This is a genomic window from Rhodoferax ferrireducens (assembly GCF_049302455.1).
GTDB classification, from domain to species: domain Bacteria; phylum Pseudomonadota; class Gammaproteobacteria; order Burkholderiales; family Burkholderiaceae_C; genus Rhodoferax; species Rhodoferax ferrireducens_B.
This window is the reverse complement of record NZ_JBAQMD010000069.1, coordinates 16,462-30,620: the sequence shown is the minus strand read 5'-3', so window position 1 is coordinate 30,620 and position 14,159 is coordinate 16,462. Positions and strand designations below refer to the sequence as shown.

The window sequence follows — 14,159 nt, the reverse complement described above, 5'->3', positions numbered from 1 at the left end:
AGGCTGCCGCCAGCGGTGCCGAGCTGGCGCAAACAGAACTTCAGCGGGTGCGCGCGCTGCGTCTGCAGGGGCACGTCAGCGCCGCAGCCGAGGACCGTGCCGCCAGCGAGGTGCAGCGTAGCGCCGCGGATATGCGCTCGGCGCAATTTGCCGTCATCACCGCCCGCCACGAACTCGAAGCGGCCCGCACTACGCTGAAGTACGCCGGCAGCGCCAGCAGCACTGAGCTGGTGACTGTCCTTGCGCCGGTGGCTGGGCGCGTGCTGAAGATTGCGCACAAGAGCGAAGGGACGGTGGCCAGCGGCCAGCCGCTGGTCGAGATTGGGGACCCGGCTGCGCTGGAAGTCGAGGTGGACCTGTTGTCAGCCGATGCCGTGCGCATCCATCCCGGCACCCGCGTGGTGTTTGAGCGCTGGGGCGGTGAGGGCGCGCTCGAGGGTGTCGTGCGTGTGATTGAACCCACTGGCTTTACCAAGGTCTCGGCCCTTGGCGTCGAAGAACAGCGCGTCTGGGTCATCGTCGCCTTCAGCTCGCCCGCCACCCAATGGCAACGCCTGGGCGACGGCTACCGCGTCGAAGCCAGCTTCATCGTGTGGGAGGGCAAGGACATCCTGCAAATCCCCGCCAGTGCGCTATTTCGCGATGGCGACGGCTGGGCCGCCTTCGTGGTGGAGCAAGGCAAAGCGGTCAAACGCCGTGTCGAGATCGGCCAACGCACGGGCTTGAGCGCCCAAGTCGTCTCCGGTATCCAGGCGGGCGAACGGGTGATCAATCATCCCGATGACCGGGTGCGGGAGGGGGTGAGTGTGGTGGCGCGGTAAAAGAAGCGCTTTGGACACTGTGGCAAACGATGACCTGGAAGGTCTTGTGCGCGCTGGCGAACAGACGGCTTTGCCGAGGCAGAAAATGATCGGGTCTGATCGGCAGCAAGCTGCCCCGACCCGCAACATCAAGGGCGTATTTCATGAAACCATTGACTTATCCAGGGTCAGAGATTACAACCCGCAAATTTCGGCGCGCTTCACAGCGCACCACTGACTGAAGATCACCTGTCGACCCAAAAAAAAGCCATGTTCGTCACCCCACTCGAAGTTCTTGTCGAACCCATTTCGACCCTGTCTGTCCGTCCCGGCGCGGGGCCGGCGAAGGCCGGCGTGGTCAACGCGCATTGCGCGCACTGTCATCTGCGCGCGTGGTGCTTACCCAGCGGCACGGAGAATAGCGATGCGGACTGCATCAACAGTCTGCTGTTCGGTCGACGCAAGATCAAGGCCGGTCAGAAACTGTACCTGGAGGGACAACCGTTCCAATACCTCTACGAGGTGCGCAGTGGCAACCTGAAATCGAGCCTGAAGACGTCGGATGGGTCCGAGCGGGTCAGTGCCTTTCACATGGCGGGAGAGCTGATTGGGCTGGACGGCGTGGCTGAAGGCCAGCACGCCAGCAGCACCACCGCGCTGGAAGATACCGAGGTCTGCGCCGTTTCCTACGCACTGTTGACTGATTTGGCGGGGAACAATGCCCAATTGCAGCGCACGCTGATGCAGCATATGAGTCGTGAACTTGTGCGTGAACTTCGTTTGCTGATGCTGCTGGGTGGTATGACGGCCGAGAAGCGACTGGCAGCCTTCTTGTTGAACCTGTCGCAGCGGCTGTCGGCCCGCGGCTATTCGCCGAGCGAGTTTCGAATGAGGATGACACGGGCCGACATCGGCAGTTATCTGGGGCTGACGCTGGAGACCGTCAGCCGTACCTTTTCTGCATTCCAGAAGCTGCACCTGCTCGAAGTCAAAACCCGCCACATCCGGATCACTGACCTGGGCGGCCTGACGCGCATCGGCGATGTGCATGCGCCGGCAACTACCAAGCCATCGTGATGCGGGTGGCTCGCCTGTTTCAAAGGTTCGAATGTTTTTGACCTCTAGCCTGCGCGCGCTGTGCGTGAGCAGCTCCTTAATTGATAGCTAAAACTTGCCGTCTGCCAGCTTAGGACAACCGCGCATCCACCGGGTCATCAAACAGTCCCGGCCCGTTGAACCGGGCATGCTCAATCAGCAGCAAACGCAGCTTGGTTGTGACACCGCCATTGGCAGAGAAGCCGCCCGCGCGCCCATCGGCGGCGAGCACACGGTGACACGGCACCACCGGTGCAAACGGGTTGGCGCCCAGCGCCTGTCCAACGGCCCGCGCCGCGCCGGGGTCGCTTAAGCGGCGGGCTATCTCGCCATAGGTGACGGTTTCACCCGGCGACAGGCGGCGCGCCAACTCGTAAACACGCTGGTGAAACGGCGGCACACCGTCCATGTCGAGCACCACGTTCGACAAATCCACCGGCGCCGTGGGCGCGCCACTGAGCAGGGCCACCACGGCGTCGATTGCCTCTTGTACCTGGGGCGGTGCAATAGCTTCACTGCACAGCGGAAACCGGCGGCGCATGCGCGCGCGGGTGGCGGCCTCGTCCTGCTCGGGCAGCTGCACGCCAGTCAGCCCGCGCTCGCTCCAGGCGATGCCGCAGTGGCCGATGGGCGTGGGGAAGAGGGCGTAGGCTCGGGTTGGCATGTCCGCGCGCTGGGCCGCCTACCGAGCGGCTTCCGTTGCGATATGTCCTGCCAGTGCCGCCATGAACGAACGCAAGCCCGTCATAGACGAAAGCTCCGAGTAGGCGCCATCCTTAACGGCCTTGCGCGGCGTGGTAATGACGGCCGCGGCACTGTAAAGCTGCTCCAGCGCCAGGCGCTGACACAGGATGTCGTACCGCTTTTGGTACGACGCGCCGACGAATTCTGGAAACACCGGGAAGTGAGGGGATTGATCCTTGATTGGGGATCGCGATTTCGGCGCGTCCTCAACCACCATCAGCCACCCCACGAAGGGGCGCTCCTGCTTTCCAAAAGCGCCCTCGCGGTAAGCCGTCCACAAATCATGCGATGTGCCGATGGCTTCTTCGGTCCGGTTGTTGAAGTTGTTGCCAAACGACGGGCCGACGTGGCTCTTGAATTCCAGTGCCGCCACCAAGTGGCCTTCATTGATCACCAGCAAGTCCCACAGTTTGGTTGGACGGAAATACCCCGGCAGCGTCAACACGGCCCGCTTCTGGTGAATCTGGGCATGGGGCAGGCCGTTGGCCTTGACGATGTCGATCACCAGGTTTGCGAAGCCGTCCATGTTCTTGCCGCCGGTCACCCCGGCGCGCTCGCCTTGATCGGACTTGCCGAATTCCTTTTGCTTTTGCGTGGCATCCGCTCGGGATTGCCAAAATGCCTTGATCGCCTCGCGGGCCTTGTTCTCATAGTCGCTCAAATCAAGAGCCATCTTTCACTCCCCCCTTTTTTTGTTGTTCGATTTCATTGCGCCAGCATCGTAGCTTCTTCGTCCGTCAGGCCATACAACTCGGCGGCGGCCTTGTCGCATTCGCTCAAATCCAAAGCTGTCGCTGCCCGCACAAGCCGCTCGCGCATGGCCGTGGACACAGCTTTCCATTCTGGCAGGCGGATGCGCCGCAGGTACTGCGCTTGAAACCGCAGAAACCCTCCGCGCATCGTCGTTGAATAGGCGGCCACGAATTGCCGCGCCACACTCGATAGCAACACGGCTTGCAACGCCCGCAAATCCCATTCGCCCGACTCCACGTAGTACAGATTGTGGTGCGGGTAAAGCTCGCCAGACTCATAGACCACGTGGGCCGAGCCCTTGATGTCGGGAATGAGCAGCTTCGGGCGCGCAGCAAGAGCGGGCGTGATGCGGTCGATGGTGCGGTACCAGTTGGCGGGTGCCTTCTTGGCGACGTGACGGCCTGCAATAGCCTCACGATGTCGTTCGAGGTGGGCGCGCAGCTTCGGATAACGGTCGAGGTCGGCCAGTTTTCCGTCATCTTCAAACGGGTTGATCACGCCAAGACCAAGCCAGCGCACCTCGCCGCTGGCGATGTCCTTGGTCGTGACCAGCCGCAATTTGCGCGACGGCTCCACGTCCAGTTCATCCATCTTGCCGATGAAGGCCTTGTCGGCCCCTGTAGCAACACCAATGCCTACCTTGCACCCCACTTCTTCCAAAAGTGGAAATTTGGCTTCCAGGCGACGCAGTAGCGCGCGTTTGGCCGAAGAGCTTAAAACCCAAGGCTCCGAGCCCGTCGCCGCGTGCTCGACCAGCGAGACGCCCATCTTCTCGTCCGCTTGTCCACTCAACAGCGCGCGAGCCAGTAGCGACAGGCGCTCACGATCGATGGTCGGGCGCTCGGCCACCAGCGTTGGGCCGGGCCTGGCCTTCTCGATCAGCGTGATGGCCGGATACGCGATTACGTCCGCGTTGAACGCGGGGGTGTCCACCATGTCCACGTAGGCGCGCAAGTGGAAGCCGCCGGCCACCAGCGCCCGCAGTGGTGCGCCGTATCGGTTTTTGGTCCAACGGTCCGCACAGATGAAGGCGCACTGACCACCATCCGACAGCAGCCCGAGCGAACGTTCGATGAAGGGGACGTAGAGGTCCGCGCGGTCGTAGAGCGTGGCATAGCGTTTGCGATATTCCAGTATCAACGCGGCGGGAATGAGCTCTTGCCGCACATAGGGCGGATTGCCGACCACAAAGTCAAAGCGGCCCGGCAGCCGCTCCAACAGAAAATCACCCGATATCAACCAGGCGGATACCAGTCGCGCGGCGTCTGGTTTTGAAATGTCAAAACGCGAAAGAAGTGCTTCAAGATTGAGTTTGGTCGCATCAAACGTATCGCGGTGCAGCTCCACCGCCCGGATGCAGGAGCTCAAGTCTCCCTCGCCGCCAGCTGCTTGAAATGCCGTCAACAGCCGCCCCACTGCCGCCAGCAAAAACTCCCCACTGCCAAACGAGGGCTCCAGGAGTCTCATGTCATGCAAAGGGCGATCCGGCATGTAGCCCGCCAAGTCCAACATGAAATCCACCACCTCACGCCGCGTGAAGACAGCCCCGCGCTCGTCACCCCCTGAATCACGGGCAAGTTTCTGCACGGCCTCGGTTATGGGGCACATGCCAAGGAGTGAGGGTTGGTCGATCAGGAGTTCTTGCAAGATGGGCGCAGCCTTTCCGTCAGTATTGTCAGAGGTGGTCCACGAGCCAGAACTTATATGTCTACCCACCTGCTGCGAGTTCCATAAGAACTCGTGGATCACTTGATAGTTTCGCAAATGCGGCGGTGAAGTCTTTTAGACCAGAAGGGGCCTTTAACACCAAATTTATCGTATGTTCGCCGGTCAGGTCCGACCGCGCAAGCAACTTGTTCAGTTCATGCGGCAGGCGGTGAAACTCAGACAATAGTTCCGCTGACCAGCCGTGCATGGAATTGAAAACATCAACAAACAACTCATGAGGCCGAACGAAACGTACATCCAGTTCCCACTCATAAAGGACTAGGAGGAGTGAGTAGAGGTTGTCGCAACCCCTTTTGATTTGCACTGCGTTACCTGGCTCGCCCGTGGGACCAAACCCCCCCGCAATTTCCTGGGTTATCACGGTTGTCGCAGCAGTCAGTACAGAGGTGACGTCGGCGAGCAAGTCCTGAATGTGATGGATCGTGTCACGGACAGGGAGGAATTTTGTGCGACGGAATGCAAAGCCCTGCGTTATGTCCTGGAACTTGGCATCGATGCGTGACATTCTGTCGCTGAGTAGTTCGGCCGCCAAACGATATTCCCAAAGGCTGGATTTGTTCAGCACTAGATCAATGACGGGACTGGATTCACTACGAAACTCAATTGGCACAGTGAGCCGACCTTCGCGCCTGCGTCGCAGGAGGTCTTGAAATCGAATCGACAACTGGTTCGTGAGCGTTTGAATGATTTCGTCGGTGCGTTGAAACTGGTAAATCCACTTCGTATCGCTGATCAGTTCATCAAGAAAATCAAATACTCCAGGATTGTCCACAGTCGGTGTGAAATCCGCTTCCGGGTTTTTCTTGTAGTGGGGCAGTAGGTCCCAAACTTGGCGATCAACAAATACAAAGCAGTCAAGCCCGGCCTTCTTTGCCTCCCGGTACTCCGCATTTACAACAGAGCGTTGACTGACAGGATCACGAGAGCCGCGCTTGCCACCAACTATCAGGACAAAGAGATCAGCACGGTCACGAACGACTTTCTTGCAGTTCTCTACAGTGCTGAGTTCGGGTGAGACCGGGAAGGAGTGGTATTCACTCAGGATGGGGTCATGACCAAGCGCCGTGATCGAGGACCTGAGGTGCTCTCGAAGAGAATGTAGGTCATAACACGTAGAGCTAACAAAGACGGAGGTGTTGCGCATAAAGTGTTTGGTTTTCGTGGAAATTCAGCGGATATCGAAGACGACCGTCGAAATGATCCTTTAACTCACTGTCGAACGAGAAGTCAGCGGTGTTTGAATTTCATTTTGGTTTTAGTGACCAATCGGGCCAAAGCTATTGAGCAATCCAAGTTTTTCAAAGGTTGCTGGTGCATTCTACGGACGGGCCACATACTGTTTACTTGGAAGTTCACACGCTGGTGCCTTGGCGGAGTGTCGGCGTCGGTCGTCTGCGATGTGATCCCAGCAGCCCGTTTGGCAAAAAGCTTCGAGCATTTTAGCCCTCCAGCCCACGTGCAATAAGCACAAGCAGCTCTCAAATTCATAGCAACTCCTGCGTCACCTTCCACGCCGCCAGCTCCGACGGCCGCAAGCCATACCGTGCCAAAACCCCCTCATGCAGACGCTGTAGCTCCTGCACCAGCAAAGCATGCACATCAGCCCGGTCGGCCTGTGGCACTGGCGCAAGGGCACGCTCCAGCGCTTGCAGCGGGTCAGACTGTGGCTGTTGCACTACCTCTCTCACGGTTTGCTTGATCAGGTCGCGGTAGGCCAGGCGGGTGGGGTCGGGTTCTGCCAGGTCTTGCTGGATGGCCTGGTATTCCTGGGTGGATCGCTCGTAGGCCCATACATACAGATCGCGCAGCAGCTCCACTCGCGTGAGTTCGTACACGCCTAGGGTGGCGTGGCTGTAGGCTTGTTCGGGCACATCCAAAAACGTCAGCGGGCACAGGTTGGCGCGGAACAAAGGCAGGTTGGCCGCGAGGCGTGAGGTGCGCTTGTTGATGTCGGCGAAGGGTTGCAGGTAGGGCAGGTGCACCATGGCAAAGAACGATTGCTCAAACGGGTCCGCAATCTGGTTCAGCTTGGCCAGCACCACATCCAGGGTTTCGTCGATTTGCTGGGGCGTGGACAAGGGGCGGTACACGCTCTTGCCGATGTTGACGGCGTGCTGGCGAATACGGCCTTCGTCGGCCGGGTTGGGCAGCAGGTTTTCCGCCAGGGTGCTGTGCAGGTTCATCAGCAGGTAGCGGCTCAAGCCGGCTTTGCCGGCGTTTTCTACCCCCGCGTTGTCGACAAGCAGTTCGATGGCGGTCTTGTGGTTCAAGATCATTTGCGTCTCGATGGCGCCCTTGCCCGTGGCGGTGCGCCCATGCTCGATCAGCTCCATGGTGTCCAGGCGGGAATAGGTGTTGCCCTCCAAGTGGCTGGAGGCCCACGACAGGTCAATCAGCAGGCGGTTGAGGATGTCGCGGCTGTAGGTGCCTGCAGGTTCGCTCATCCGGGTGGTCTTGCCCATGTTGTGCAACTGGCGGCGCAGCGGTGCACTCAGATAGGCGGTGACGTTGGGTTGGTAGGCATCCAGAAAGTCGCGCTGGTAAGCCACCGGCTTGCGCCCCTGCAGCGGCTGGGTGACGTAGGCGAGGATGTCCTGGCTATCAGCGGACAGGGGAATGTGGGCGGGAAAGGTGTTGCTTGGCGCGACCGATGCGGTGCCAGATGCAGCGGTGGATTCTGCAGTTGGCAGATACCGGCGAGCGCGGCCCTCGCCTTGGGCCACGATGCGCCCAGCGGCAACCCATTGGCTGACCCAGCGCTGCACCGTGCGCCGCTTCAGGGTTGGGTGTTGCGCCAGCAGTTCAGCCAGCGTAAGGCCGGTTGGGGCAGACTGAATGTTTTGGAGCAGGGCTGTGTCGGCGTTCATGGCGAAAAGTGGCGCAGTTCCATCTGTTTTGGCGCGATTATGCGCTTTTATGGCGCCGACTGTGGCGCGATTTCATGAACTGCGCCACGTGCCGCGCAGACAGGCGCCTTGTGCGCGCCAACTCACGCGCTGGCGGTTGAGTGGAATGTCGGGGTTCCGGGCGATGATGGTGCCGGCGGTGGGGCGGCGTTCGCGCGGCTTGGTTGGCCGAAAAGTTTGAGTTATTTCTGTCTCTAGCCCCCGTTTTATCTGCGTAACACGCTCTCCAATTCATAGCAAATGATGTTCGTCGCGGGTCCCGCAAAAGCCGCTCCAGGCGATGCCGCAGTGGCCGATGGGCGTGGGGAAGAGGGCGTAGGCTTGGGTTGGCATGGCAAGGTTGGGAGAGATGGGACTGGCAGGGCGAGGGGTCGTCCAGGCGTGCAGCATGCGGTGGGTCCGGTGCAACGTCGGGTCGGACATCGCCTATTTTGCAACCGTTGCGCGGATAGCCCAAGCCCGTGCGCTCAACGAGATCGAGCCGTCTGCCTGGACGGCGATTCGCCCTCGTATGCGGTCCCGCATGCGCGTTCTTGTGTTTTCATCGAGTGACATGGCGTAGGCGGGAGCCGGTCCCTGACCGCCCAAAAAGGGTTGCCAGTAGTCGTCGAAACTTGCGAACGGCGTCGGCACGTCGATGGCCGTCTCTTCTACGCCATGGAGTCCGGCGCTGGCGAAGAGTGCCATGAGCGCCTCTGGATGGCAGAGTGGAAAACGAATTCCTTCATCCATCCTCGCGGCATCTGGATTGAGTTCTACCGCTGCATCCCAGAAGAGGCGCATGAGTTCCATCTTCCCGGCGTAATCCCAGACATACGCTGCAATGGTTCCGCCGCTGGCGGTCACTCTCTCCATCTCGACGAGAGCGGCGCGCTGATCCGGGACGAAGTTCAAGACCAATCCCGAGACCACCACGTCGACCGACGCGTCATCCAGCGGAATCGCGGTTGCACTGCCATGGCGAAGCACTGCTCGTCCCGCCAGATTCTCCTTCGCCGTCTTGAGAAAGCCCTCCGAGGGTTCGACCCCAGCGACCGACAATGGCGCGCAGCGATCCACGATTGCCGCGCAAAGCGCTCCCGTACCGCACCCCACGTCCAGCCACCTTCGTCCGTCTGGAATGCGCAGCCAGGACAGGAACATCGGAGCGACCCGACGGCTCCACCGGCCGACATACCGCTCATAGGCGTCCCCACGATTCCAAGTGTCGGACACTTGTTTGTGAGCCATGATCAAACCCTCCGGTGCATCTTCGATCTCCCCACTCGACATATCCCGCGACTGGCCGCGCCATGCCGTTGAGGGTCCAGTTGGTCGTTGAGCCAGGCGTGCGCCGATGAATCATTTCTTGCCAAAACCAGAATCACTGCGTCGGGTCAAGGAAAGGTGTTTCTGGATCACTCACATAAAAGATCAGCACCCGAAGAGGCTCGGTGCTGCTGCGGTTGTAGCCGGTCATTTTGACGTTTGGCGGTTCCACGAATGCTTGGCCCGTCTTCAGGACAACCGGCGCTCGTCCCTCCAGCGCTAACGTGAATGCGCCGTCCAGGACGAACACTGTGACCGGAAATCGATGTGTATGGAACACGGTTTTGTCGCCGGGCTTGAAGTTTGCCGTCAGGACGCGAACTTGTTGTTTTTCACCCTTGGGCATGCCAGACACGTCTTCTTTCAAGATCATTTCGGGTCTTGCAGTACTCTCCTGTTGCGCCATCGATGGCCAAGCCATGAACAGGGCCGCCAACAGCAGGCCAGCGTGCATCGGTAGCTTCATACGTTCTCCTTTCCGGGTTGTCATGGAAATCGTGCGTGTTCAGGGGTGACGCCTGACGGATGAAAGGGACTTCCCCATCCCAACGCGGCCGTGCGCTGACTTTACAGATCAGCCGCTTTCGCGCCGATACCGGAGCCGCAATCAGTGGCACCGTGCGCTTCATTCGCATTCTCGACCTTGATAAATCTCAAAGGAACGGCGTGATTGAAAGATGAAAAAGCAGCGCTCGTCATTGGCATGACGGCCATCGCTGCAACGCTTGCCAACCAGCCTTGGTCGGCGTCGAGCCATCGGTGGTGCTGCTGCGTGAACCGCGCTACTTGCGCAACACAATCGTGACCAGGGCTGACGCGTCTTCGAGTGCGGTCAGGCCATGCTGAACACCGCCTGATACATACATGAGTTGATTCGCTTTCAGGGTCTGGGGCGTGTCTTCAATCGTTACTTCGACGCTTCCCTCCAGGCACTGAATCGTGATCTCACCGGCCACTTTGTGCGGCGGAAACGATTTGCCGGCCGGAAGCACCAGCTGGATGACTTCGAGCTGCTCGGACTTGAATAGCGCCGTGGTACGTGCATTTGCCAAGGCGCTTCCGAGCGGCAAAACATTGATGGTCTGGCCTGCGGCCAAGTGAGAAATTGCCATAGTCAACACTCCATGCGGATGTGGATCCAAGTTTCATTATCGTCCGTCCATCGTCACGGTCGGCGCAGACCCTGTGGCCGGTGTGCCCATGGTTTGAGGCCGTTTTGGCCTCTAGCCCCCGTGCGTTCTACGTGAAATGCTATTTAATTGATAGCTAGTTGAGTTTGCCGTGTGCCCAGGCAAAGACAATTGGCCGGATCGCTTAAACTCCGCCCTGCCCGGGGTGCGCTGTGATGGCGCTGAGATGGTTGACCGAACCCGCGAACTTGATCCGGTTCATACCGGCGTAAGAAGCGCCAGACTGCATTATTCCTACCCTCTGTCGGGTCGCGCTGTCTTCCCTGTTCGCTGAGTTGATTGACTGTTCTCCGGAGCACTTCCTCATTACAGCTTCAGGAGACCACGCGATGAATGCACCCGACAAATTCAGCCAGTTGATGAGCCTCACGCGCGAGCCCCTGCCGGCTTCGCGCAAGATCTACGTGCCCGGCACGCAAGCCGATATTCAAGTGCCGATGCGTGAAATCATGCAGAGCAACGGCGAGGCCGTCGTGGTGTACGACACCTCCGGCCCCTACACCGATCCGAATGCCAACGTCGACGTGCGCCAGGGCCTGCCCTCGGTGCGCGGCCCCTGGATCGAATCGCGTGGTGACACCGAGTCCTACACCGGCCGCACGCCCTTTGCACTGGACGATGGACTGAAGAATGGCGACTCTGAATCATTGGCATCCTTGCGCGTGCAGGCTGCGGGTCTGCAGCGCACGCCGCGCCGCGCGAAAGCGGGCGCTAATGTCTCGCAAATGCATTACGCTAGATCCGGCATCATCACCCCCGAGATGGAGTACGTGGCGATCCGCGAGAACCAGAAGCTGGCCTGGATGGAGCAGTACCTGGGCAACGCCGAGCGCGAAGCACGTCTGGCCGGCAACAGCTTTGGCGCTAGTATTCCCAAGATCATGACGCCCGAGTTTGTGCGTGATGAAGTGGCCCGTGGCCGCGCCATCATCCCGGCCAATATCAACCACCCCGAAGTGGAGCCGATGGCGATTGGCCGCAACTTCCTGGTCAAGATCAACGCCAACATCGGCAACTCGGCGGTGACGTCGAGCATCGAGGAAGAAGTGGAAAAACTGGTGTGGTCGATGCGCTGGGGCGCCGACACCGTGATGGACCTGTCCACCGGGCGCAACATCCACACCACGCGCGACTGGATTTTGCGCAACTCGCCGGTGCCCATCGGCACGGTACCGATTTACCAGGCGCTGGAAAAAGTCGGCGGTGTCGCCGAAGACCTGACCTGGGAAATCTTCCGCGACACGCTGATCGAGCAGGCCGAGCAGGGCGTCGATTACTTCACCGTGCACGCCGGCGTGCGCCTGGCCTTCATCCACCTCACGGCGAATCGCATGACCGGCATCGTGTCGCGCGGCGGCTCCATCATGGCCAAGTGGTGTATTGCCCACCACAAAGAGAATTTCATCTACAGCCATTTTGATGAAATGACGGAAATCCTGAAGGCCTATGACGTGAGTTACTCGCTGGGCGATGGTCTGCGCCCCGGTTCCGGTGCCGATGCCAATGACGAAGCGCAGTTCGCAGAGCTGCGCACCCTGGGTGAGCTCACCCAGCAGGCCTGGCAGCAGGACGTGCAGGTGATGATCGAAGGCCCCGGCCACGTGCCCATGCACATGGTGCAGGCCAACATGACCGAGCAACTTAAACATTGCCACGAAGCGCCGTTCTATACGCTCGGGCCCCTGACCACCGACATCGCCCCCGGCTATGACCACATCACCAGCGGCATCGGCGCGGCCATGATCGGCTGGTTCGGCACCGCCATGCTGTGTTACGTCACGCCCAAGGAACACTTGGGTTTGCCGGATCGCGACGACGTCAAAGTCGGCATCATCACCTACAAGATTGCCGCGCATGTGGCCGACGTGGCCAAGGGTCATCCCGGCGTGCGGGCACGCGATGACGCGCTGTCCAAAGCGCGCTTCGAGTTCCGCTGGATGGACCAGTTCAACCTGTCGCTCGACCCCGACACGGCGCGCAACTTTCACGATGAGACCTTGCCAAAAGACTCGTCCAAGGTGGCGCATTTCTGCTCCATGTGCGGCCCCAAGTTCTGCTCCATGAAGATCTCGCAGGAGGTGCGCGACTACGCCAAGACCAAGGGTGTCAGCGAGGAGCAGGCCTTGAGTGACGGCATGGAGAGCATGTCGCAGGAGTTCAGGCGCGCGGGCGGGGAAATTTATATCCCGATCGTCAAGACTTGACAACAACGCCTGGCCCGGCTGGCCGCAATGCGTCTTTGGCACCGTACGGACAGCTGATGTGCGGATGGGGCCGCATAAAATCGAAAGCTGTCCCAACAAGCGACCATTAAGCGAAATGTCTTCATCCAACAGCGGGTATGTCACGCCTGCGCAACTGTGCATCGGGATGTATGTTCAGCTCGACTTGCCGTGGACGGAGCATCCGTTCACCTTCTCAAGTTTCAAGATCAAGAATCTTGAGCAGATCGTGACCTTGCAGGCGCTCGGGCTTAAGCGCATTCAGTACAACCCGACCAAAAGCGATAGCGGGCCATTGAAAGTCCCGAAGGACTTTGCGTCCGGGTCGCCGCCGGCCAAACCACTGGACGACGGACCCCTTTATCTGGCCAAGCGTGCACGAATCGAGCGTTTGCTGTCGCAGCAGGCGCGAGTCGCGGCCTGCGAGCGAGAGTTTATGACCTCGGCCCGCGCGGTCAAGTCGATCAATCAAAACCTCTTTGCCAAGCCGGAGCAAGCGCGCCAGGAGGCCGAAACACTGGTGCAGGCGATTGCCGATTCGATGCTGACCGACTCGGACATCGCGATCAATCTGATGAAGGACCAGGTGGGAGGAGAGGACGTCTACTTTCATTCGCTCAATGTCACGCTGCTGTCCATGATGCTGGCCAAGGAGTTGAAGGCGCCACGCGAGGCGATCCGCCTGATGGGCATGGGGGCGATGTTTCATGACGTTGGCAAGCTCGATATTCCGGACCGCATCGTGCGTAAAACAGAGGCTTTGAGCAAACCCGAGTTGTCTTTGTTGCAGCAGCATTGCGCCTATGGCGTCGAGACCGGGCGCAAGCTGGGTCTGCCAGCTGCGGCTTTGCTGGTGATCGCGCAGCATCACGAGTACATGGATGGCAGCGGTTACCCGAGGGGCTTGACCGGTGCTGACTTCAACCTGCTGGCCCGTATTGTCGCCATCGTCAACGCCTACGATAACCTGTGCAATCCGGTCAAATTGTCACTGGCCCTGACGCCGCACCAGGCTCTGTCGTTGATGTACGCGCAGCAGCGCGCCAGGTTTGATGCAGCCGCCTTGACCGCTTTCGTTCGCTGCATGGGCATCTACCCGCCTGGCACCATCGTCGTGTTGTCGAACGATAGCGTGGGCATGGTGGTGTCGGTCAATAGTTCCAAGCCGCTCAAGCCGACGGTGCTGATCTATGACCAGCAGGTGCCACGTGACCGAGCGATCCTGGTCGAGCTTGAAAGCGAACCGGATGTGTTGATCAGCCGCGCACTCAAGCCCGATCAACTGCCGCAGCCGATCTACGACTATCTCTCGCCACGTCGGCGCGTGACCTACTACTTTGACGCTGAATCGAATCGCGCTGGCGCCCAGTAGCGCCAAAAGGCTGCGCCTGCTGCCCGCGCCGGTGCGCTTGC

13 protein-coding genes and 1 riboswitch are annotated in these 14,159 nt (G+C 59.8%); of the genes, 4 read left to right on the top strand and 9 right to left on the bottom strand.

Annotated elements, in window-relative coordinates:
• Together WA157_RS12425 and WA157_RS12420 are read left to right on the top strand one after the other, a co-directional pair.
• A partial coding sequence (locus tag WA157_RS12425) for an efflux RND transporter periplasmic adaptor subunit (protein WP_422621252.1) occupies positions 1 to 821 on the top strand: 821 nt, incomplete at its 5' end.
• 249 nt (positions 822 to 1,070) lie between these two features.
• Entirely contained in the window at positions 1,071 to 1,877 is an 807-nt protein-coding gene (locus WA157_RS12420) for a helix-turn-helix domain-containing protein (RefSeq protein ID WP_422621251.1), read from the top strand.
• A gap of 109 nt (positions 1,878 to 1,986) precedes the next feature.
• Here WA157_RS12420 and WA157_RS12415 read toward each other — a convergent pair whose 3' ends face one another.
• The 9 genes from WA157_RS12415 to WA157_RS12375 form a co-directional block, all read right to left on the bottom strand.
• Positions 1,987 to 2,559: a methylated-DNA--[protein]-cysteine S-methyltransferase gene (locus WA157_RS12415; protein ID WP_422621250.1), complete on the bottom strand. Its 573-nt coding sequence runs from the start codon at positions 2,557 to 2,559 to the stop codon at positions 1,987 to 1,989.
• Positions 2,560 to 2,577: 18 nt separating this feature from the next.
• A complete protein-coding gene (locus WA157_RS12410; protein WP_422621249.1) occupies positions 2,578 to 3,312 on the bottom strand; it encodes a PaeR7I family type II restriction endonuclease in 735 nt (244 codons plus the stop codon).
• A 32-nt stretch (positions 3,313 to 3,344) separates the two neighbouring features.
• Positions 3,345 to 5,000, bottom strand: coding sequence for an Eco57I restriction-modification methylase domain-containing protein (locus WA157_RS12405; protein ID WP_422621248.1), 1,656 nt, complete (start codon positions 4,998 to 5,000; stop codon positions 3,345 to 3,347).
• Positions 5,001 to 5,100: 100 nt separating this feature from the next.
• On the bottom strand, positions 5,101 to 6,264 hold the full coding sequence (locus tag WA157_RS12400; protein WP_422621247.1) for a DUF4062 domain-containing protein: 1,164 nt from the start codon (positions 6,262 to 6,264) through the stop codon (positions 5,101 to 5,103).
• Positions 6,265 to 6,604: 340 nt separating this feature from the next.
• Positions 6,605 to 7,987: a Fic family protein gene (locus tag WA157_RS12395; RefSeq protein WP_422621246.1), complete on the bottom strand. Its 1,383-nt coding sequence runs from the start codon at positions 7,985 to 7,987 to the stop codon at positions 6,605 to 6,607.
• A 270-nt stretch (positions 7,988 to 8,257) separates the two neighbouring features.
• Positions 8,258 to 8,449: a hypothetical protein gene (locus tag WA157_RS12390; protein WP_422621245.1), complete on the bottom strand. Its 192-nt coding sequence runs from the start codon at positions 8,447 to 8,449 to the stop codon at positions 8,258 to 8,260.
• A 3-nt stretch (positions 8,450 to 8,452) separates the two neighbouring features.
• Positions 8,453 to 9,256, bottom strand: a complete 804-nt coding sequence (locus WA157_RS12385) for a class I SAM-dependent methyltransferase (RefSeq protein WP_422621244.1) — start codon at positions 9,254 to 9,256, stop codon at positions 8,453 to 8,455.
• A 133-nt stretch (positions 9,257 to 9,389) separates the two neighbouring features.
• Positions 9,390 to 9,800: a cupin domain-containing protein gene (locus WA157_RS12380; protein ID WP_422621243.1), complete on the bottom strand. Its 411-nt coding sequence runs from the start codon at positions 9,798 to 9,800 to the stop codon at positions 9,390 to 9,392.
• Positions 9,801 to 10,116: 316 nt separating this feature from the next.
• Positions 10,117 to 10,446 (bottom strand): cupin domain-containing protein, encoded by a 330-nt coding sequence (locus WA157_RS12375; RefSeq protein ID WP_422621242.1) that lies wholly within the window; start codon positions 10,444 to 10,446, stop codon positions 10,117 to 10,119.
• 209 nt (positions 10,447 to 10,655) lie between these two features.
• A riboswitch (TPP riboswitch) is annotated at positions 10,656 to 10,757 on the top strand.
• A gap of 96 nt (positions 10,758 to 10,853) precedes the next feature.
• On the opposite strand from WA157_RS12375, the gene thiC reads away from it, so the two are divergent.
• Both thiC and WA157_RS12365 read left to right on the top strand, forming a co-directional pair.
• Positions 10,854 to 12,728 carry a phosphomethylpyrimidine synthase ThiC gene (gene thiC, locus WA157_RS12370; protein WP_422621241.1) on the top strand — a complete coding sequence of 625 codons (1,875 nt, stop codon included), beginning with the start codon at positions 10,854 to 10,856 and terminating at the stop codon, positions 12,726 to 12,728.
• Between the two features lie 115 nt (positions 12,729 to 12,843).
• Positions 12,844 to 14,118, top strand: coding sequence for an HD-GYP domain-containing protein (locus tag WA157_RS12365; RefSeq protein ID WP_422621240.1), 1,275 nt, complete (start codon positions 12,844 to 12,846; stop codon positions 14,116 to 14,118).
• Positions 14,119 to 14,159 lie beyond the last annotated feature (41 nt).